17 protein-coding genes are annotated in these 18,078 nt (G+C 69.7%); 1 reads left to right on the top strand and 16 read right to left on the bottom strand.

Annotated features, from left to right (window positions below; genetic code table 11):
* Positions 1-7: 7 nt before the first annotated feature.
* From ACQP1O_RS02380 to zapE, 8 genes are all read right to left on the bottom strand, one after another.
* Entirely contained in the window at positions 8-463 is a 456-nt protein-coding gene (locus ACQP1O_RS02380; RefSeq protein ID WP_433564286.1) for a hypothetical protein, read from the bottom strand.
* Entirely contained in the window at positions 460-1,734 is a 1,275-nt protein-coding gene (locus ACQP1O_RS02375; protein ID WP_433564285.1) for a DUF58 domain-containing protein, read from the bottom strand. Before ACQP1O_RS02375 ends, ACQP1O_RS02380 begins: the two co-directional genes overlap by 4 nt.
* A gap of 7 nt (positions 1,735-1,741) precedes the next feature.
* On the bottom strand, positions 1,742-2,704 hold the full coding sequence (locus ACQP1O_RS02370; protein WP_433564284.1) for an AAA family ATPase: 963 nt from the start codon (positions 2,702-2,704) through the stop codon (positions 1,742-1,744).
* Positions 2,705-2,724: 20 nt separating this feature from the next.
* The gene (locus tag ACQP1O_RS02365) at positions 2,725-3,228 is read right to left on the bottom strand and encodes a hypothetical protein (protein WP_433564283.1); all 504 of its coding nucleotides are present in this window, start codon (positions 3,226-3,228) and stop codon (positions 2,725-2,727) included.
* Between the two features lie 49 nt (positions 3,229-3,277).
* Positions 3,278-4,219: a DUF4129 domain-containing protein gene (locus ACQP1O_RS02360; RefSeq protein ID WP_433564282.1), complete on the bottom strand. Its 942-nt coding sequence runs from the start codon at positions 4,217-4,219 to the stop codon at positions 3,278-3,280.
* A 405-nt stretch (positions 4,220-4,624) separates the two neighbouring features.
* Complete coding sequence (locus ACQP1O_RS02355) at positions 4,625-6,091, bottom strand: UDP-glucose dehydrogenase family protein (protein WP_433564281.1); 1,467 nt, start codon at positions 6,089-6,091, stop codon at positions 4,625-4,627.
* Positions 6,091-7,257, bottom strand: coding sequence for a glycosyltransferase family 4 protein (locus ACQP1O_RS02350; RefSeq protein WP_433567559.1), 1,167 nt, complete (start codon positions 7,255-7,257; stop codon positions 6,091-6,093). Before ACQP1O_RS02350 ends, ACQP1O_RS02355 begins: the two co-directional genes overlap by 1 nt.
* Positions 7,258-7,478: 221 nt before the next feature.
* Positions 7,479-8,429, bottom strand: coding sequence for a cell division protein ZapE (gene zapE / locus ACQP1O_RS02345; RefSeq protein WP_433564280.1), 951 nt, complete (start codon positions 8,427-8,429; stop codon positions 7,479-7,481).
* Between the two features lie 79 nt (positions 8,430-8,508).
* Between zapE and ACQP1O_RS02340 the strand changes: the two genes are divergently transcribed.
* Positions 8,509-9,126 carry a TetR/AcrR family transcriptional regulator gene (locus ACQP1O_RS02340; protein WP_433564279.1) on the top strand — a complete coding sequence of 206 codons (618 nt, stop codon included), beginning with the start codon at positions 8,509-8,511 and terminating at the stop codon, positions 9,124-9,126.
* On the opposite strand, the gene ACQP1O_RS02335 is transcribed toward ACQP1O_RS02340, so the two are convergent.
* The 8 genes from ACQP1O_RS02335 to ACQP1O_RS02300 form a co-directional block, all read right to left on the bottom strand.
* A complete protein-coding gene (locus tag ACQP1O_RS02335) occupies positions 9,119-9,436 on the bottom strand; it encodes a hypothetical protein (protein ID WP_433564278.1) in 318 nt (105 codons plus the stop codon). The genes ACQP1O_RS02340 and ACQP1O_RS02335 overlap by 8 nt on opposite strands.
* A 439-nt stretch (positions 9,437-9,875) precedes the next feature.
* Positions 9,876-10,724: a helix-turn-helix transcriptional regulator gene (locus ACQP1O_RS02330; protein WP_433564277.1), complete on the bottom strand. Its 849-nt coding sequence runs from the start codon at positions 10,722-10,724 to the stop codon at positions 9,876-9,878.
* Positions 10,725-10,806: 82 nt separating this feature from the next.
* Positions 10,807-11,982 carry a lipid-transfer protein gene (locus tag ACQP1O_RS02325; protein ID WP_433564276.1) on the bottom strand — a complete coding sequence of 392 codons (1,176 nt, stop codon included), beginning with the start codon at positions 11,980-11,982 and terminating at the stop codon, positions 10,807-10,809.
* Positions 11,979-12,392, bottom strand: coding sequence for a MaoC family dehydratase (locus tag ACQP1O_RS02320; RefSeq protein ID WP_379425177.1), 414 nt, complete (start codon positions 12,390-12,392; stop codon positions 11,979-11,981). The genes ACQP1O_RS02325 and ACQP1O_RS02320 overlap by 4 nt, the downstream gene beginning before the upstream one ends.
* Entirely contained in the window at positions 12,389-13,354 is a 966-nt protein-coding gene (locus ACQP1O_RS02315) for a bifunctional MaoC family dehydratase N-terminal/OB-fold nucleic acid binding domain-containing protein (protein WP_433564275.1), read from the bottom strand. The genes ACQP1O_RS02320 and ACQP1O_RS02315 overlap by 4 nt, the downstream gene beginning before the upstream one ends.
* Positions 13,355-13,569: 215 nt before the next feature.
* The gene (locus ACQP1O_RS02310) at positions 13,570-14,739 is read right to left on the bottom strand and encodes an acyl-CoA dehydrogenase family protein (protein ID WP_433564274.1); all 1,170 of its coding nucleotides are present in this window, start codon (positions 14,737-14,739) and stop codon (positions 13,570-13,572) included.
* Positions 14,724-15,791 (bottom strand): acyl-CoA dehydrogenase family protein, encoded by a 1,068-nt coding sequence (locus ACQP1O_RS02305; protein ID WP_433564273.1) that lies wholly within the window; start codon positions 15,789-15,791, stop codon positions 14,724-14,726. Before ACQP1O_RS02305 ends, ACQP1O_RS02310 begins: the two co-directional genes overlap by 16 nt.
* A gap of 26 nt (positions 15,792-15,817) precedes the next feature.
* Positions 15,818-17,998: an acyl-CoA dehydrogenase gene (locus ACQP1O_RS02300; protein ID WP_433564272.1), complete on the bottom strand. Its 2,181-nt coding sequence runs from the start codon at positions 17,996-17,998 to the stop codon at positions 15,818-15,820.
* Positions 17,999-18,078: the final 80 nt, after the last annotated feature.

The following is an 18,078-nucleotide window of genomic DNA, read 5'->3' as shown; positions in this document are numbered from 1 at the left end:
TTTCGCCTCAGCCGCCGGGCGTGTTCTCGGCTCGGCCAATGGTCCGGTCGTCCGTCAGTCCGCGAATCAGCAAGGCGTACAACGCGATCACGGTGAACGGCGCGAGGATCGGCACCCAGGTGAGTCCGGTGGGCAGCACGGTCGCGGCGCCCGCCGCGACCGTGAACACCAGTGCGCCCGCCACCGACGGAATCGTCGTCGGCACCACACCCACCGGAGCCGACACCGTCGCCGTGTTGAGCAGGTAGGTGGTCGCGACCAGCCCGATGCCGCCCGCCACCAGGGCCCCGGTCCCGACCCAGGCCAGCGCCGCCATGGCCGCGAGCACGGCCAGCACCGCGCACACCCGCCAGCGCCAGCCGGCCACCGCCAGGAGGATCACCGGTATCGCGGCCCACGGCAGCACGATGGCCACCGCGCCCGCCAGCAGCAGCCCGGACAGCACGGCGAGGAACTTGGTCATCGGCGAACCCTCACGGTGCGGCGGTGTTCGGGCAGCAGGCGCATGACCTGATCGAGGCGGGTGTCCTCGGGCCAGGGCACGATGTCGACGCCGACGGTGCCCATATCGCGGTACATGGAGGTGCGTTCCAGTTGCCACATGCGCGCGAGGGTGGGGTCCAGGCCGTCGCCGAACGGCGTTCCGCGCAGCACATCGATCACCACCACGACGTGGCCGCGCTTGCGCAGATCGATGAGGGCCAGCGCGAATTGGGTGTCGAGCAGCGTCGAGAAGGCGACGATGACCGCCCCGATGGGCACCGCGGCGTGCGGCGCCAGCGTGCCCTCGGTGAGAATGTGCTCGTCGCCGACATCCAGCACGGCGTCCACGATGCGATAGAACTGGCGGCGGCCGATATCCGGTCGCAGCCAGCGTGGGGTACGGCCCAGGCACACCACCGCCGTGCGGTCGCCCGCCTGCAGCGCGGACTGGGCCACCTGGGCGGCGCCGCGCACCGACAGCTCCAGCGAGTCCGACGCGGGCCCGGGCGCCTGCATCGACGTGTCCACCAGCACAACCACATCCGCGGCCCGGTTGGTGAAGCGCTCGGTCACGAACAGCTGGCCGCGCCGCGCACTCACCGGCCAGTTCACGGTGCGCAGCTGATCCCCCGGCGTATACGCGCGGATATCCGCGTACTCCACGCCGGGCCCGGCCCGCCGGGTGAGATGGGTGCCCATCCGTTCGGGAAGTTCGGTGCGCGGCAGGCGCATCCGCTGCGGATCGGTGATCGGATAGACGTACACCTCCCCGGCACGCAATCGCACCGAGGCCACCGCCAGCCCGGCCGGGCTCAGCGCGGTCACCCGCATCGGCACCGGATATCGACCCCAGCGCGGGGCCGACAGCGCCAGCCGCAGCCCGGCGGGCGCGGCGCCGGAGTCCACCGTCTCCTCGACGTGGATCTCCATGCTCTGCAAGGGTTCCGGATGCAGCCGCAGCAGTGCGTGCCCGCGTTCCACGAACGCCGCGGCGGTCAGTACCACCTCTTCGGTCTCGAAGCAGCGCAGCACCCCCGCCCCGTCCACCTGGATGCGGGTGCGGGACTGCTGCAGCGGCGCGGTGGCCAGCACCCCGAGCATGGGCGCGGCGAACACCACCAGCTGCCACTTGTCCAGTACCAGCGCCAGCACCAGGGCGGGCACGGACACCGCGGCGAGCATGAACACCAACGGTGCGGGCCGCCAGCGCAACTCGGCCTCGACCGCCGTACTCGTGTCGCGATGCTTCATACGCGCCTCAGGCCTGGGTGGCGCGTGGGACCGGCAGGCGGCGCAGCAGTTCGGAAATCACGTCCTCGCCGCGGATGCGGCGGACCCACATCTCGGGGCGCAGCGTGATGCGATGGGCCATGGCCGGCACGGCGAGCGCCTTCACGTCCTCGGGGACCACGTAGTCGCGGCCGTGCAGCAGGGCCCGGGCGCGGGCCATCTGCACCAGGTCGAGTTCGGCGCGGGGGCTCGCGCCGACCTCCACCTGCGGATGCCCGCGGGTGGCCGAGGCGAGGGAGACGACGTAGCCCACCACATCCGGGTGCACCGTCACGAATTCCACCGACTGCCGCATCTCCAGCAGGCCGTCGGCATCCACCACCTGCCCGATCTGGGCGGGTTGCGAGCCGCGTTCCAGGCGACGGCGGATCATGTTCATCTCGTCGTTCTCCGACAGGTAGCCCAGCCGCAGCTGCATGGCGAACCGGTCGAGCTGGGCCTCGGGCAGCGGGTAGGTGCCCTCGTACTCGATCGGGTTGTCGGTGGCGAAGACGACGAAAGGCTGTGGCAGCGGGAAGGTTTCGCCGTCGATCGAGACCTGTCCCTCGGCCATGGCCTCCAGCAGCGCGGCCTGGGTCTTGGGCGGGGTGCGGTTGACCTCGTCGGCCAGCAGCATATTGGTGAAGACCGGGCCGCGCCGGAAACTGAAACGGCCCGAATGCATGTCGTAGATCGTCGACCCGATGAGGTCGGCGGGCAACAGGTCCGGGGTGAACTGCACGCGGGTGAAGTTCAGCCCGAGCGCGGTCGCGAAGGAGCGCGCGATGAGGGTCTTGCCCAGTCCGGGCAGGTCCTCGATCAGGATGTGGCCCCCGGACAGCACCGCGATCATGATCAGCTGCAGTTCGTCCCGCTTGCCGACCACGACCCGGGATACTTCACGCAGCACCGCGTCGGTGCGCTTGATGGTCACGTCCATCGGTGATGTCATCGCATGTCTCGCATCTCATCTCACATGTTCTGCAGTCGGCGCAGGATTTCGTCCAGGGCCTCGCGGCCGGGAGCCCGATTGACCTGATCGCGCAGTGCCGAGTTCGCCGGGTCCACCCAGCGCCACAGCTCGGGCCCGAACTGCAGCTGTCCCGCCACTTCCAGCGCACGCCGGTTCTTGGCCATCCGGTGCCCGCTGGTCAGTTCGAATTCCTTGGCCAGCAGCGGCCGCAGGTGCCGATCCCAGTCGGCGCGCGAGCCCTCGGAGCGGTCGGCCAGCATCTGTGCGCGCGCCTGCCAGCGGTGCAGCATCTCGACGGGGCCGTTGTCGATGTCGTTGTCGTCCGGTTCGGGCGGGGCGAGCCGGCGCGACCGCTCCACCAGCGACCACACCAGCAGTCCCAGCGCCGCGGCCACCGGAACGGCGGTGAGGGCCACCAGATGCTCGCGCTGATCGCCGAGAGCGAGTAGCTCGAACAGGAGGGCAAGCGCCACCGCGCCCACCACGATCGCGCTCCGATTCATGGCCGGACCCCCGTTCGGTCCGCCGGGATCCGCACTGCCACACCGTCTTTCATGCCGCCTGCCCCTGTAGATCGGCCAGCACGATGCGGAGCAGCTGCTCGGCGCGCATCCGCTGCCACTCCAGCATGGAGTGCGGGCTGAACCGCGCCTCCTCGAACAGGGCCACCAGTTCCCGCGCCGACGCGTCGTGCAGGAAGCCGCGATCGAAGGCTCGCGCCAGCACCTCGGACGGGGTGTCGGAGGCCAGCGGGGCGACCTCCCGCGCCTGCGCCAGACCGCGTTCCATGGCGACATAGCAGGCGATGATGGCGGTGCGCGGGTCCTGGCCCGGCGCGATCATGGCCGCCAGGCCCATCTCGGCGACCTTGGCCAGTGAGACCGCCTCGGTGGCCGTGGGCTGGGGTAGAGGCGTGCGTTCCAGCGAGGGCCGGCGGTTCGAGCTCACCGCCACCACGACCAGGCCGGTCATGGCGATCAGCACCAGCACGCCGGCGGTGATGCCGACCAGCAGCAGCGCGGTGCCGGTGAGCGTGGGCTCGGGGACCGCGTCCTCCGGCGGTGCCACGTTCGGCTCGGGCTGCGGGGCGGTCCCGGTGGCGGACGCACTCGGCGGCGTCCCCACCTGGGTCTGCCGCGCCGGGGTCACCAGGTACACCGACAGCACCGCGGTCACGATCAGCGCGATGGCCGCGATCCCGACCAGCAGCAGGAGCCCGAGCCGCCGCAGGCCCGGCACCCGCACCGCGGACTCGCGATCGGGTTCGGGCATGGCGAGCGGGAGGCGATGCTGGCTGTTGATCACACCTGCCACGAGAATCACCATCGAGACCAGCAGCAGCACCGGCATCAAGGCCAGTGACACCGCCGACGACGGATGTGGCGCCGCGGGTCCTCCGGTTCCCGGAATGTACCCGCGCAGTGCGACGACAGCCAGCATCACGAGCCCGATCAATGCGATCGCGCGTGCTGCCACCGTCCCCACCCCAGTCACGAATACTCCTAACCAGAGTCCAGCGGAATCAGGCACATAGTTACATGCCGAGCGGTCCGTCAGGACCAAAATCGTGAAGCTGGAATCACATACCCGCCGCGCATAAATCCCCCACCTGCGCGGCATCCCGTGCCAGACCCGAAAACCCTGGTCATCCCGGTCGAGGCCGACCCTGCCGCCGCAACCCCACTTATCACCATCCGTGCACGATCCGGGCCACTCGGAGCGCAGATCAAGATCGCGCGGTAACGACATGGGCAGGCGTGTCTCGCGCGGCAGGCGAGCCCGTCGGCCTCTCGAGGCCGGAATTCACCGGCCACACCCTGTGATGCAAGGGCGCGCAGCAGCCCGGCGACGCGGGCAGGCGCGTGCCGGGCAGGGCAGTCGCGGTCGGCGACCGTTGGGTCAGGCGGTGCGGCGGACGCGGGCGCGCAGGCGGGTCAGTGGCGAGGGCTGAACCAGAGCGCGGGCCGGTTCGGCGACCGGCTCCCGGACCGCAGGTGCCGGATAGGCGGTTCCGGCGGGAGCGCCGACGCGGCCGGCCACGGTGCGCGGCTCGACCAGGCGGCCGAGGGCGCGGAAGTCCCAGCCCGCCGCCAGCCAGGGCTCGGGGTCGAGAGTATTGCGGGCGTCGATGATGACCCGGCCGCGGGCGACCGTGCGCAGGAAACCCGGATCCAGTTCCCGGAATTCGCGCCACTCGGTCAGGTGCAGGACCACATCCGCCTCGTGCAGGGCGGCCGCCGGGGTGGCGGCGAACACCAGCTGCGGGGCGACGGCGCGCGCCGGACCCGTTGCGGCGGGGTCGAAGACGGTCACCTCGACCCCGGCCGCGTGCAGCTGCTGCGCGACATCGAGGGCGGGTGAATCGCGGACGTCGTCGGAGAGCGGCTTGAACGCCGCACCCAGCACCCCGACCCGCCCGCGCGGCCGGTGGCCGCCCAGCAGCTCCAAGGTCTCCCGCACCACGCGCTCGCGGCGGCGCAGGTTGACCGCGTCGATGTCGCGCAGGAAGTCGACCGACTCCCCCGCACCGAGCTCGGTGGCACGGGCGATCAGGGCGCGCACGTCCTTCGGCAGGCAACCGCCGCCGTAGCCGAGGCCCGCGCCCAGGAACTTGCGGCCGATCCGATCGTCGTGGCCCAGGGCGTCGGCCAGCAGGGTCACGTCCGCGCCGGTGAGGTCGCACAGCTCGGCCATGGCATTGATGAACGAGATCTTGGTCGCCAGAAAGGCATTCGCGGAGACCTTGATCAGCTCGGCGGTCGGCAGGTTGGTGATCACCACCGGCGAGCCCCCGGCGATGGGCGTGGCATATACCTGCCGCAGCGCCCATTCCGCATCCGGCGTGGTGACACCGAAGACCAGCCGGTTCGGGTGCAGCGTGTCGTAGACCGCGTGCCCCTCGCGCAGGAATTCCGGGTTCCAGGCCAGATCGACCGAAATCCCTTCCGGCGCAAGCTCGGCGATGCGCGCGGTGAGCGCCTCGGCGGTGCCCACCGGCACCGTGGACTTGCCGACGATCAGGCAGTTGCGGGTCAGGTGCGGCACCAGCCCGTCCAGCGCGGCGTAGAGCTGCGACAGGTCGGCGGCCCCGTTCACCCCGGGCGGTGTTCCGACACAGAGGAAGTGGACGTCGGCGAACTCGGCGGCCTCGACCAGCGAGGTGCCGAAGCGCAGCCGCCCGCCCGCCACGTGTCCGGCCAATAGTTCCGGCAGCCCGGGCTCGTGGAAGGGCACCCGCCCGGCGGACAGCGCCGCGGCCTTGGCCGGGTTGTTGTCCACCCCGAGCACCTCGAAGCCGAGTTCGGCCATGCCCGCGGCATGGGTGGCGCCCAGGTATCCGGTGCCGATGACGGAGATGCGGAGCATCAGGATGCCTCCTTGGTGGCCGGGAACTCGCCCCGCGTCGAATCGGACTGCAGAGTCGAATCCGCCTGCAGGCGTTCCGCGATCACCTCGCGGTAGTGACGGATGAGCAGATCGTTGACGGCCGTCCAGGACCGGTCGCGCACGCTGCGCACCGCGTTCTGCGCGATCTGCTCGCGCAGTCGCGGGTCCTCGGCCAAGCGGCGCACCAGTTCGGTCATCGCCTCGGCGTCGCCGGGTGGATAGAGGAAGCCGGCGCCGGGCGTGACCACGTCGATCGGGCCGCCCGACTTGGGCGCAACCACCGGCACACCGGAGGCCAGCGCCTCCTGTGCTGCCTGGCAATAGGTTTCGTGGCGGCCGGTGTGCACGAACACATCCAGCGACGCGTAGGCCGCCGCGAGTTCCTCACCGTGCAGCACGCCGAGGAACTCCGCATCCGGCAACAGCTTGCGCAGCCGCTTCTCCTCGGGGCCGCCGCCCACCACGACCAGCCGGACGCCCGGCAGCGGCCGCAGTGCGGCGAGCAGCTCGAGCTCCTTCTCCGGTGCAAGGCGCCCGATATAGCCGACCAGCGCTTCACCATTGGGGGCCAGGCGCTTTCGCAGTTCCGCCGACCGCCGGAACGGGCCGAACTGCTGCAGGTCGACCCCGCGCGGCCAGCGGCCCAGTCCCGGAATGCCCATCAGCTCCAGCTGGCGCAGGCTGGCGGTGGAGGGCGCGAGGGTGCGGTCCACCCGCAGGTGGATGCGCCGGGTCAGCGCGGTCATGGCGCGGACGCCGCCGGGCAGGTCGTAGCGCAGCGCAAAACCCACCAGATCGGTCTGATAGATGGCGACGGTCGGAATTCCGAGCTCGTTCGCGACCTTGGCCGCCTGATAGCCGAGCGTCGCCGGCGAGGCGATATGCACGACATCGGGCCGGAATTCGCGCATGATCTTGCGCAGCCGGCGGCGGGTCTCCAGCCCGATCCGGAAATCCCGGTAGAAGGGCAGCCGGGCCCCGCGCACCACGTGCACGCGGAACCCGGCGTACTTGCCGGGGCCGGTCGGGGCCACCAGCGTGGCCTCGTGACCCTTGGCGGCCAGGTGATCCAGCACCCGGCGCACGGAGTTGGTGACGCCATTGACCTGGGGAAGAAAGGACTCGGCGACGACCAGCACCCGCAGGCGGGCGCTTTTCCGGATATGGGGACTACTCGGTATGCTCGGGTTCCGCGGCGCGGAATCCCTTGCCTGCTCGCGGATTCGCATCGTTCCCCTCCGGTTCGGTGCTGCTCCTGACGCCACGGTAGGAAGCGGCCCGCAACGCCAGACCCCCTCCGCGTTGACGGCACGTGAACCGTGCACGTCGATCAAGTCGGCGAGTTCACCGGGGCTTCGCCGAACGGCTATCGAGACTCGAGGTTTGCCGGTTCGCGCAGCTCCGCGAGCCGGCTCAGGGTGCGGTAGAGATCGGGGACGCGCTCGATCGCACCGCCCAATTCCGCCAGCGGCACGTCGGCGAAGATCGACAGTTCCAGGTCGGCGTCGTAGAGCACGTCGACCAGATTCGCGAAGCGCATCACCCAGTCCGGCGGCACTGTCCCCATGGGCGGCACCGCGCACACCACCCAGCGGCGGACCTCACGGGTGAGCTCCAGGAAATCGGCCGCCGATACCGGGATACCGCACAGCTCCGCGAAATCGACGGTGAGCTCCCCGTTTTCCAGCGCGCGGGCGTGCAGCCGCCGATGCGCGACGGGCAGATCGACCGCACCGATCACCGGGCAGGGCCCGACCACGTAGTGCCCGGCGGCGAAGCCGGTGTGGCGGCCCCCGAGCATGCGGTAGTCCTGCGGCCCGTCCACCGCCACCACGTCCAGGTGCTCGAGGATCCGCTCGATGGTCGGCACGAACATGCCGTGCACGAGGGGGTTGGGCAGCAGATCCTGCGGCGGATAGTTCGAGGTCACCACGAGCGTGACGCGCCGGGCGAACAGCGTGTCCAGCAGTCGCGCGACGAGCCGGGCATCGCCCGAGTCGTGCACATGGAATTCGTCGAAGCAGATCAGATCGGCGTCGCCGAGCAGGGCGTCCACCGAGGCGTCGATATTCCCGTATTCGTGGATGCCGGCGTTCAACTGCGCGAAGAAGGCGTGAAAGTGGTAGCGCCGCTTGCGATTCGAGGGCACCGATGCGAAGAAGCGGTTCATGAGCATGGTCTTGCCGCGCCCCGGACCTCCGTACAGGTACAGGCCGCGCGGCCGCCGCCACCTCCGGCCCACCCGCGCGGCAATGGCGGCCAGCTGCTCGGCGGCGTGGCGCTGGTCGGCATCGAGCATGATCTCCGGCGTTTCCATGACACCCTCCCTGCATCCTCTACTTCCGTAGAGCTTCCTCTATAGTTGTAGAGGATCACGGAGCCGCAGAGGAGCAAAGGTGACCACCTCCACACCCGACCGGCGCACCCTCATCGTGGACAGCGCCATCGATCTCATTGCCAGCCGAGGACTCCGGGCGCTCACCCACCGCGCCCTGGACACCGCGCTGGAACTCCCCGCAGGATCGACGTCCTACTACTTCCGCACCAAACGGGCCCTCATCGAGGCCATCGTGGACCGCATCACCACCCGCTCCCGCACCGACTTCGCGACCGGGCAGGCGGACCTGGCGGCGCCGACGGGAGCACCCGGAACCTTCACCGACAGCGCCCCGGACCGGCTGGCAGCAGGCATCGCGGGCTGGCTGGATCGCCTACTCGCGCAACGCCGCAACCATTTGATCGCCCGGCACGCTCTCATCATCGAACTGCTCGGCGATGCCGAAATGCACGACAAACTCGCGAGCTCGCTCTTCTCGCACCGGCACGCCACCACCCTGTTCGAAACCCTCGGCGCATCCGACCCGGCCACTGCCGCAGCGGATTTCATCGCGGTCCTCGAGGGCCTGGTCTTCGACCGCTTCGCCGGCGCTCGCACCGGCCTCGTGCCGGGCACCGCGAAGAGCGTGAATCAGCTGGCGACCGTACTGGCCGCCCAGTTCAGGGCCATCAGCTAGCGCGGTATCGGATATCCCAGATGCGCATGTTCGGCCACGGCGGCTGCTTGACCACGGCCAAGGTACCGAGAGTCGCGGCGATCAGGCCGGTGAGGACGCCGAGGGTCGCGATACGGGACCCGTCCACGGCCGGCTCCCACTTGACCTCACCGTCGCGGATGACGAATATGCCGATCGGCCGCGACCCGCGCCAGCCACTCACGGCCGCGACCGTAATGATCGTGGTCCCATCGGAGGTCTCGTGCGGTTCCCCGTACACCGGCGTGCTCCCCATCACCGGCAGCTCATTCAGCCGTTCCCGCAAGGTCATCGCGATCCCTTTCCCCACAGATGAATTGCGCCCCAATCTACGCCGCCGCCGGCAACAGCCACCGAATCTCGGGCGGCCGCATGCCTTTCGGGGAACGCGACGCAATGTCCGTATAACTCGGGACGCCTCCCGAACAGCGCCGGCGCCGGCTTCGGTCGATCAGCCATCCGGAACGACGACTGCGCCGACCTGCTGAATATTGCTGGCACTAATGCCGGAGACATATCATGAGCCGAAGGGCACCATCGACTGATCACGGTCGAGGACGCCTGGATCGACGAAGTCGCGATCGCCGGCAACCCCTCCCGGATCCGCACCCGGCTCGGTGCGGTCTTCGAGGGCACGAATTCCCTTGGCCTGTAGCTCTTCCCGCCCAATCGCCTGGACGACCAGCTCCGCCGACCGGCCTGTGGCCGTTTCCGCGCGACGGACTCGCGGATCAGCCGCACCGTTTGGCTTCGGAGGTGCTCGCGTTCAGCAACGAGTCCAATGCCCGTGCGGTATCGGTGCCCGGTGCCGGGGTGTAGGCGATGAGGGCTCGTACCCCGGGATCGGCCGGAATGTCGAGCAGTTCGTAATCCAGGTGCAGGTCGCCGACGAGCGGGTGGTGCACGACGTAGCGGCCGTATTGAAAGTCGTTGACCTCGTGCGTCTCCCAGTACTCCCGGAACTCGGGACTGCGTTCGTTCATGTCGCGCAACATGGCCCGCAGCTCCGGGTCGTCGGGCCGGTGACTGGCCTGCAGCCGCATATCGGCGGCGATGTGGCCCGCGACCAGCGCCACATCGGCCGTGATCGCCCGGATGCGCGGGTCGAAGAAGACGAGGTGCATCCAGGTGCGTTCGTGTTCGGGCAGTTCCGCGAAATCGATGCCGAACACCGCGACCGCGGCCGCGTTCCAGCCCAGGATGTCGGTGCGATGCCCGACGATGTAGGCGGGCGCGCGGGTCATCGAATCGAGGAGCTGCTGCAGTCCCGGCCGCAGTGGCTTGCCCGCCCGGGACAGCGAGCGCGGGGGCCGGGCCAGATTGTGCAGGTGCCGTCGCTCGTCCTCGCTCAGCACCAGGGCGGTGGCGATCGCGTCCACGATCCCCTCCGAAACCGCTTCGGCGCGGCCCTGTTCCAGCCGAACGTAGTATTCGACGCTCACCCCGGCCAGGTGCGCGACCTCCTCGCGCCGCAATCCGGGCACCCGCCGCCGGCCCCACACCGGTAAGCCGATGTCCTCGGGCCGCAACCGCGCCCGGCGCGACCGAAGAAACTCGCCCATTTCAGACCTGTCGGACACCAGGCCGATTCTATGGATACCAAGCGGTTCCATGTGAAAGGCCCGGACGATCTCGACGATCGTCCGGGCCTTCGTGACTCGCTCAGTTGGCGGTGAGCACCAGACCCGAGGTCGGCACGCCGGTGCCGGCGGTGACCACGATGTTCTCCAGGCCCTGGACCTGATTCACGGAGGTGCCGCGGATCTGGCGGACGCCCTCGGCGATGCCGTTCATGCCGTGGATGTAGGCCTCACCGAGCTGGCCGCCGTGGGTGTTCAGCGGCAGGCGGCCGCCGATCTCGATGGCGCCGTCGGCGATGAAGTCCTTGGCCTCGCCGCGGCCGCAGAAGCCGAGCTCCTCCAGCTGCATGAGGACGAAGGGGGTGAAGTGGTCGTAGAGGATGCCGGCCTGCATGTCCTCCGGCCGCAGCCCGCTCTGCGCCCACAGCTGGTCGCCGACCAGGCCCATCTCGGGCAGCCCGGTCATGGCGTCGCGGTAGTAGCTGGTCATGACGTACTGGTCGGCCCCGGAACCCTGTGCGGCGCCGGCGATCAGCGCGGGCTTGTTGGGCAGATCCTTGGCCCGCTCGGCGCTGGTGACCACGATGGCAACGCCGCCGTCGGTCTCCTGGCAGCAGTCCAGCAGGTGCAGCGGCTCCGCGATCCAGCGCGATGCCTGGTGCTCCTCCAGGGTGATGGGCTTGCCGTAGAAGTGCGCCGCCGGGTTGACGGCCGCGTGCTTGCGATCGGCGACGGCCACCCGGCCGAAATCCTCACTGCGCGCGCCGTATACGTGCATGTAGCGTCGCGCCACCATGGCCACCTGCGCGGCCGGCGTGCCCAGGCCGTGGGTGTAGGAGAACGCGTTGTCCACGCCCGAGGAGCTCGGGTTGCCGGTCGCGAGGTGAGTCGCGAACTGCCCGAAACGGTTTCCGGAGCGCTCGTTGAAAGCCCGGTAGGCCACAACGACATCCGCGATACCGGTGGCGACCGCCATGGCGGCCTGCTGCACGGTCGCGGCGGCCGCGCCACCGCCGAAGGGGATGTTGCTGAAGAACTTCAGGGACGGGATACCGGCGGCACGCGCCACGGCGGCCTGGGTGTTGGTGTCCATGGTGAAGGTCGTCAGGCCGTCCACATCGGCGGGCGTGAGCCCCGCGTCGGCCAGGGCGGCGGTGACGGCCTCGGCGGCCAGGCGCAGTTCGCTGCGCCCGGAGTCCTTGGAGAAGTCGGTCGCGCCGATGCCGACGACGGCGGCGCTACGGCTCAGCCCACTCACTGTGCCTCCTGCAGGGAGATGACGGCTTTCGCCGTGATGTGGTCGCCGAGCGAGTCCTTGCCGACCACGTCGATGGTGATGTCCGCGCCGTCCACGGCCGCCACGGTGCCGCTCAGGGTGAGCGTGTCACCCGCGTACAGCGGCACGCCCAGCCGCAGTGCGATCGACCTGACGATGGCCCGCGGCCCCGCCCAGTCCGTCACGAACCGCTGTACCAGACCGGTGTCGGTGAGGATGTTGACGAAGATGTCCTTGGACCCGCGCTCGACCGCCTTGTCGCGGTCGTGGTGCACGTCCTGGAAGTCCCGGGTGGCCAGCGCCGTCGAGACGATGAACGTGGTGTCGGCGTGAATCACCAACTCCGGCAACACGGTTCCGACCTGCACGGCCGAGAGCTCCACTGTGGTCATTGCACGGCCTCCCAGTAGGGCACGGTGTTGTCGTCGTCGAGCTTCAGGAAGCCCACCTCGACGGGCAGGCCGACCTCGACCTCGCCCGGCTCGATGCCGCGCAGCTCACCGAGCATGCGCACGCCCTCCTCCAGCTCCACCAGGGCGATCACGTACGGCAGCTGCCGGCCGGGCACCTTGGGCGCGTGGTGCACCACGAAGCTGAAGACGGTGCCGCGCCCGGAGGCGACGACATAGTCGGTCTGCTCGGAGTGGTCCTTCCACAGCGCCGGCACCGGCGGGTGCTGCAGCGAGCCATCGGGCCGCTGCTGGATCCGCAGCTCACCGAGTTTGATTCCGTCCCAGAAGAACTCGGTGTCCTTGGAGACGGTCGGCCGGACGCGCTTGGCCAGGTCCTCGGCGGAGACGTCGCCGGATTCCTGGGGAGCGGCCGTCTTTCCGGTCCCGGGGATGAACTTCAGCATCCGGAACTTCATCTCGGTGACCAGCTCGTCACCCACATACCAGTTGGTGAGGTAGGTGGTGAACCAGCCCTCGCCGAGCCCGGTCCGCTTGGGGCCCACGATGTCCCCGATGCTGGACCGCACCGTCACCTGCTCGCCGAGCTGCAGGTAGCGGTGGTAGACCTGCTCGCAGTTGGTGGCGACCACCGAGGTGAAGCCGGCCGCGTCGAACAGGTCGTTGGTGCGGGTCATCGGGTCGTCGTCGGCGCGGACGCCGCCCAGTCCCAGCATGGTCCACACCTGCGCCATGGCGGGCGGGGCCACGATGCCGGGGTGCCCGGCCGCCTTGGCGGCGGCCTCGTCCACGTAGATCGGGTTGGCGTCGCCGAGGGCCTCGACCCAGTTGTTGATCATGGGCTGGTTGATCGGATCGCGCCCCGCGCGCGCCGCGGACTCACCGTCCGCCTTGATCTTCTCCAGGCCCTCGCGGATCTCGTCGGCCGTGAAACTCTTGGTCACGCTCTCTCCTCTGCGATCTAGCGCGGAACCCTGGGCCGGCGCAGGCCCATTTGGGCCATCGGGCTCAGCACGCATGATCTCGTCCGCCTCGTCTTCTCCACGGTGGGTGGCTCCTATCTGGGGACCCTGGGCAGGCGCAGGCCCATTTGGGCCATCGGGCTCAGCACGCATGATCTCGTCCGCCTGGGGTACGTCTTCTCCACGGTGGGTGGCTCCTATCTGGGGACCCTGGGCAGGCGCAGGCCCATTTGGGCGATCAGCTCACGCATGATCTCGTTGACGCCGCCGCCGAAGGTCACCACCAGGTTCTGCTTGGTTCGCTTGTCCAGCCAGACCAGCAGTTCCGCGGTGGCCGGGTCGGCGGGATCGCCGAAGCGGCCCACGATCTCCTCGGCCAGGCGGCCCGCCTGCTGCAGCGCCTCGGTGGAGAACACCTTGGTCGCCGAGGCGTCGGCGATGACATCGCGCTGGTCGGCGTCGGGGCGTTCCATATTGGAGGCCACCTGCCAGTTCAGCAGCTCGTTCAGCCGGGTCATGGCGTGCAGGCGGCCCAGCGAGCGCCGCACGTCGGCCTCGCCGAGCACGCCCTGGGCCTGTGCCCAGTCGTGCACGCGGTGGTAGAGCTGCTCGATCTTGCCGGACGGGCCCAGGCTCACCCGCTCGTGATTGAGCTGGGTGGTGATCAGCTTCCAGCCGCCGTTCTCCTCGCCGACCATCATGCTCGCGGGGACGCGGACATTGTCGAAGTAGGTGGCGTTGGTGTGGTGCGCGCCGTCGGCGGTGATGATCGGCGTCCACGAGTAGCCCGGATCCCTGGTGTCCACGATCAGGATCGTGATGCCCCGGTGCCGGGACTCCGCGGAACCGGTGCGGCAGGCCAGCCAGACGTAGTCGGCCTCGTGCGCACCGGTGGTGAAGATCTTCTGCCCGTTGACGATCCAGTCGCCGTTGGCGTCGCGCACCGCGGAGGTGCGCAGCGCGGCCAGGTCGGTGCCGGCGTCCGGCTCGGAGTAGCCGATGGCGAAATGCACGTCGCCGGTGAGGATTCCGGGCAGGAACTTCTGCTTCTGCTCCTCGGTGCCGAACGACTGCAGCGCCGGGCCGACGGTCAGCAGCGTCACCAGCGGCACCGGCACGTCGGCGCGGACCGCCTCGTTGTAGAAGATCTGCTGTTCCAGCGGCCCGAAGCCCTGCCCGCCGTACTCCTTGGGCCAGCCGACGCCGAGCTTGCCGTCGCGGCCCATGCGCTTGACCACCGCGCGGTAGGCGTCACCGTGCCGGTTCACCAGCATCTCGGCCTCCTCTTCGGGAGTCACGAGACCGGTGAAGTACGTGCGCAGTTCGTCGCGCAGCTTGCGCTGCTCCGCGGTCAGTTCGATGAACATCTGGCTCCCAAACGGTCCAGCCGGAACGATTCGCCGCCGAGCCAGCGGGCGATGTCCTTGGCCTGTGAGTAGTAGCGGTGCAGCGGATGGGTGATATCCACCCCGAGACCACCGTGCAGGTGGTGGCACTTCTGCATGGCCGCGGGCAGTTCCGCCGCCACCGTGTACGCCAGCACGTCGAGATCGTCGTCGATGCGCTCCAGGTGCTCGGCGCCCTGTTCGTCCTGAGCCAGCGCCCAGGTGGCCGAGCAGGCGGCCGCGTGCAGCGTCCGCGAGGCCACGTAGACATCCGCGATCTGCTGTGCGACAGCCTGGAATTCGGCCAGCGGGCGGCCGAACTGCTGACGGGTGCGCACGTGCTCGGCGGTCAATGAGACCACGCCGGCGAGCAGGCCGTCGGCCACCGCACCGAGGCTCGCCAGCGCGAACCGGTGCAGTTCGGTCAGCCCGCCGGGCAGCAGCTGCTCGGCCGGGATCACGACCTGGTCGAACTGGAGCGAAAACTCCGGCACCCCATCGGAAGTCGGGCTCGCGGTGCGGGTGATGCCCGCGGCGTCACCGTCCACCACGGCGATGCCGCTGTCGGTGGGCACCAGGATCCAGCGCGCGGTATCGGCGTAGGGCACCGCAACCTTGCGGCCGGTGACGCGCACGGTGGCGCCGTCGGTCGCCGCGGTGGTCTCCGGCTTCACGGTGAACGGCGAGCCGGGCTCGTGCAGGGCGGCGGTCAGTACCGCGCCCTCGGCCACGGCCGGGAACACCTTTTCCGCCAACGCATCCGGCAGCCCGATCGCCTTCAGCGGCAGCACGCCGAAGCCGAGGGTGACCAGTGCGGGCGCCTGCGCGGCGGCGCGGGCCAGCTCGGTGAGCATGGCCCCGACCTCGAGCAGGCCCATATCGTCGCCGCCGAAGCGTTCGGGCAGCGGCACGGCCAGCAGGCCGCTGTCCGCGATGATCGGCCACAGCGCGGCGTCACGCACGCTGTCGCGTTCCAGCAAACTTACGACAACCTCGGCGACAGCGTCCTGGCTCTCGTCCCTGGTGAAGTCCAATGCAATGCTCCCGGTTCAGGTGTGGACTAGCCGTGCGACTCGCGGGGCAACCCGAGGATCCGCTCACCGGCGACGGTCAACAGGATCTGCTCGGTACCGCCGGCAATCGACAAACAGCGTGTGAGCAGGAATTCTTTCACCGCGTCGGTTTCCAGAGCGCCCGCCGCACCAGACAGTTCGACGGCGAATTCCGCTACCGCCTGCCGGTGTCTCACACCGACCAGTTTGCGCACGCTGCTCTGCGCGGCAGGGTCCCCGCCGGACAGCAGCTTCTGCGCCGCACGAGCTTCCAACAACGTTCCGGCAACCGATTCCGCGACGAGCCCGCCGAGCCGGTCCGCGACCAGCTCCGCGCCCGGACCCGAGGCCGGCGCGGCGGCGATCAGCGCCTCCAGCTCGTCCCCGATTCCCTTGCCACCCATGGCGACCCGCTCGGCCGACAGGGTAGAGCGGGCGATCTTCCAGCCATTGCCGAGTTCGCCGACCAGGCAGTCGTCCGGCACGAATACGTCGTCGAGGAACACCTCGTTGAAGCGCGCCTCACCGGTGATCTCCACCAGCGGCCGGATGTCCAGCCCCGCGCTCTTCATATCGACCAGGAAGTAGCTGATGCCCTTGTGCTTCGGCGCGGACGCGTCGGTGCGCGCCAGGCAGATGCCCCAGGTGGCGCGATCCGCCAGCGAGGTCCACACCTTCTGGCCGCGCAGCTTCCAGCCGCCCTCGACCCGCTCGGCCACCGTGCGCAGCGCCGCCAGATCCGACCCGGCGCCCGGCTCGGAGAACAGCTGGCACCAGATGACCTCACCGGTCAGCGTCGGCATGGCGTAGCGCTCGATCTGCTCGGGGGTGCCCCACTGCAGCAGCGTCGGGATCGCCCAGTTGGCAATCGCGATATCCGGCAGCGCGATACCCGCCTGGCGGATCTGGTCGTCGAGGCGCGTGCGCAGCAGAGGTCCGGCGCCGCGGCCGTAGGGCGCGGGCCAGTGCGAGGCCAGCAGTCCGGCCTCGGCCAGCGCCACCCGCTGCTCCGGCTCCGGCAGCGCCGCGATCTTGGCCAGGTCCGCCGCCAGCACGGCCGCCTCGGCGGCATCCAGACCGACTGTCTCCCAGTCGGATCCGGGCTCGCCGTCGGCGCCCAGGTCGACGCCGACGGTGCGGCGCATGCCGGCCAGGGTCAGCTCGGCGACCCGGGCCCGCCAGCGCGCGGTGCCGCCCAGCAGCTGCCGCAGCGCGGTGGCCCGGCGCAGATACAGATGCGCGTCGTGTTCCCAGGTGAAACCGATTCCACCCAGAACCTGAATGCAATCCTTGGCGTTCTCCACCGCGGCATCCAGCGACATGGACAGGGCGACGGCAGCAGCCAACTGCAGTTCGGCGCTGCCGCTGTCCACCGCGGCGGCCGCATCGGCGGCGACGGCGCGAATCTGTTCGGCCCGGCACAGCATCCACGCGCAAATGTGTTTGACCGCTTGGAATTCACCGATCTTGCGCCCGAATTGCTCGCGCACCTTCGCATATTCCGTGGCGGTCTCCAGGCACCAGCCCGCAATGCCCGCAGCCTCGGCGGCGACCAGCGTGGCGGCCAGATCCAGCACGGAGAAGCCGGGCTCGAACAGGCGATCCGCGGCCACGGCGACGTCGGCGCACACCACCCGCGCCACCGGCACGGTCTTGTCGATGCCGGCCAGCGGCTCGACGGTCAGCCCGGCGGCGTCGGCGTCGATCAGCGCCCACAGGTGACGGTCACCGTCGCGCACCGGGACCAGCACCGCCGTACCCGGTGCGGCGCCCGGAACCGAGTCCCACTCACCGGACACCGAGGCGCCCGATTCGCCCACGGATATCGCGATTTCGCCCGCGAGCGCGACGCCGCATGGCGTAACCTCGTCGAGCGCCTCGCCGGCGACGAGTCCCGCCAACGCCGTCGAGAGCACCGGTCCGCCGACCAGGTCATGTGCCGCCTGCTCCACCAGCACGGCCAGATCTCCGACGGTCCCACCCGCGCCCCCGGCCTCCTCCGGCACCGCGACCCGGAAAATTCCGAGCTCGGCCAGGCGCGGCCAGTACTCACGCCAGAAATCTGGCGCGCCGGAACGCAGTTCCGCCTGTGCTCTGGAACGCATTGTTGCAATCGGGCGCACGGCGGTTGCCCATCCGCGCATCGACTCCTGGACGGCTTTATGCTCGTCAGTGGTGGCTATGGTCACACTCCATACCGCCTTTCCGGCGTGACTTCAGCTCCTAGAACATGTTCTAATGTTCGAGCCGGGCGGAAGTCAAGCGCCGT

The sequence above is a fragment of the Nocardia sp. CA-151230 genome, from assembly GCF_050942175.1.
Taxonomy (GTDB): Bacteria; Actinomycetota; Actinomycetes; order Mycobacteriales; family Mycobacteriaceae; genus Nocardia.
The sequence above is the reverse complement of the archived record's forward strand: the minus strand, read 5'-3'. Positions and strand labels throughout refer to the sequence as shown.

What these genes read in the sequence shown, in the direction of transcription:
- ACQP1O_RS02375 (WP_433564285.1), bottom strand. Translation starts at nt 1,734, where the DNA reads ATGAAGCATCGCGACACGAGTACGGCGGTCGAGGCCGAGTTGCGCTGG.
- ACQP1O_RS02370 (WP_433564284.1), bottom strand. Translation starts at nt 2,704, where the DNA reads ATGACATCACCGATGGACGTGACCATCAAGCGCACCGACGCGGTGCTG.
- ACQP1O_RS02355 (WP_433564281.1), bottom strand. Translation starts at nt 6,091, where the DNA reads ATGCTCCGCATCTCCGTCATCGGCACCGGATACCTGGGCGCCACCCAT.
- ACQP1O_RS02365 (WP_433564283.1), bottom strand. Translation starts at nt 3,228, where the DNA reads ATGAATCGGAGCGCGATCGTGGTGGGCGCGGTGGCGCTTGCCCTCCTG.
- ACQP1O_RS02320 (WP_379425177.1), bottom strand. Translation starts at nt 12,392, where the DNA reads ATGACCACAGTGGAGCTCTCGGCCGTGCAGGTCGGAACCGTGTTGCCG.
- ACQP1O_RS02310 (WP_433564274.1), bottom strand. Translation starts at nt 14,739, where the DNA reads ATGTTCATCGAACTGACCGCGGAGCAGCGCAAGCTGCGCGACGAACTG.
- ACQP1O_RS02380 (WP_433564286.1), bottom strand. Translation starts at nt 463, where the DNA reads ATGACCAAGTTCCTCGCCGTGCTGTCCGGGCTGCTGCTGGCGGGCGCG.
- zapE (WP_433564280.1), bottom strand. Translation starts at nt 8,429, where the DNA reads ATGGAAACGCCGGAGATCATGCTCGATGCCGACCAGCGCCACGCCGCC.
- ACQP1O_RS02335 (WP_433564278.1), bottom strand. Translation starts at nt 9,436, where the DNA reads ATGACCTTGCGGGAACGGCTGAATGAGCTGCCGGTGATGGGGAGCACG.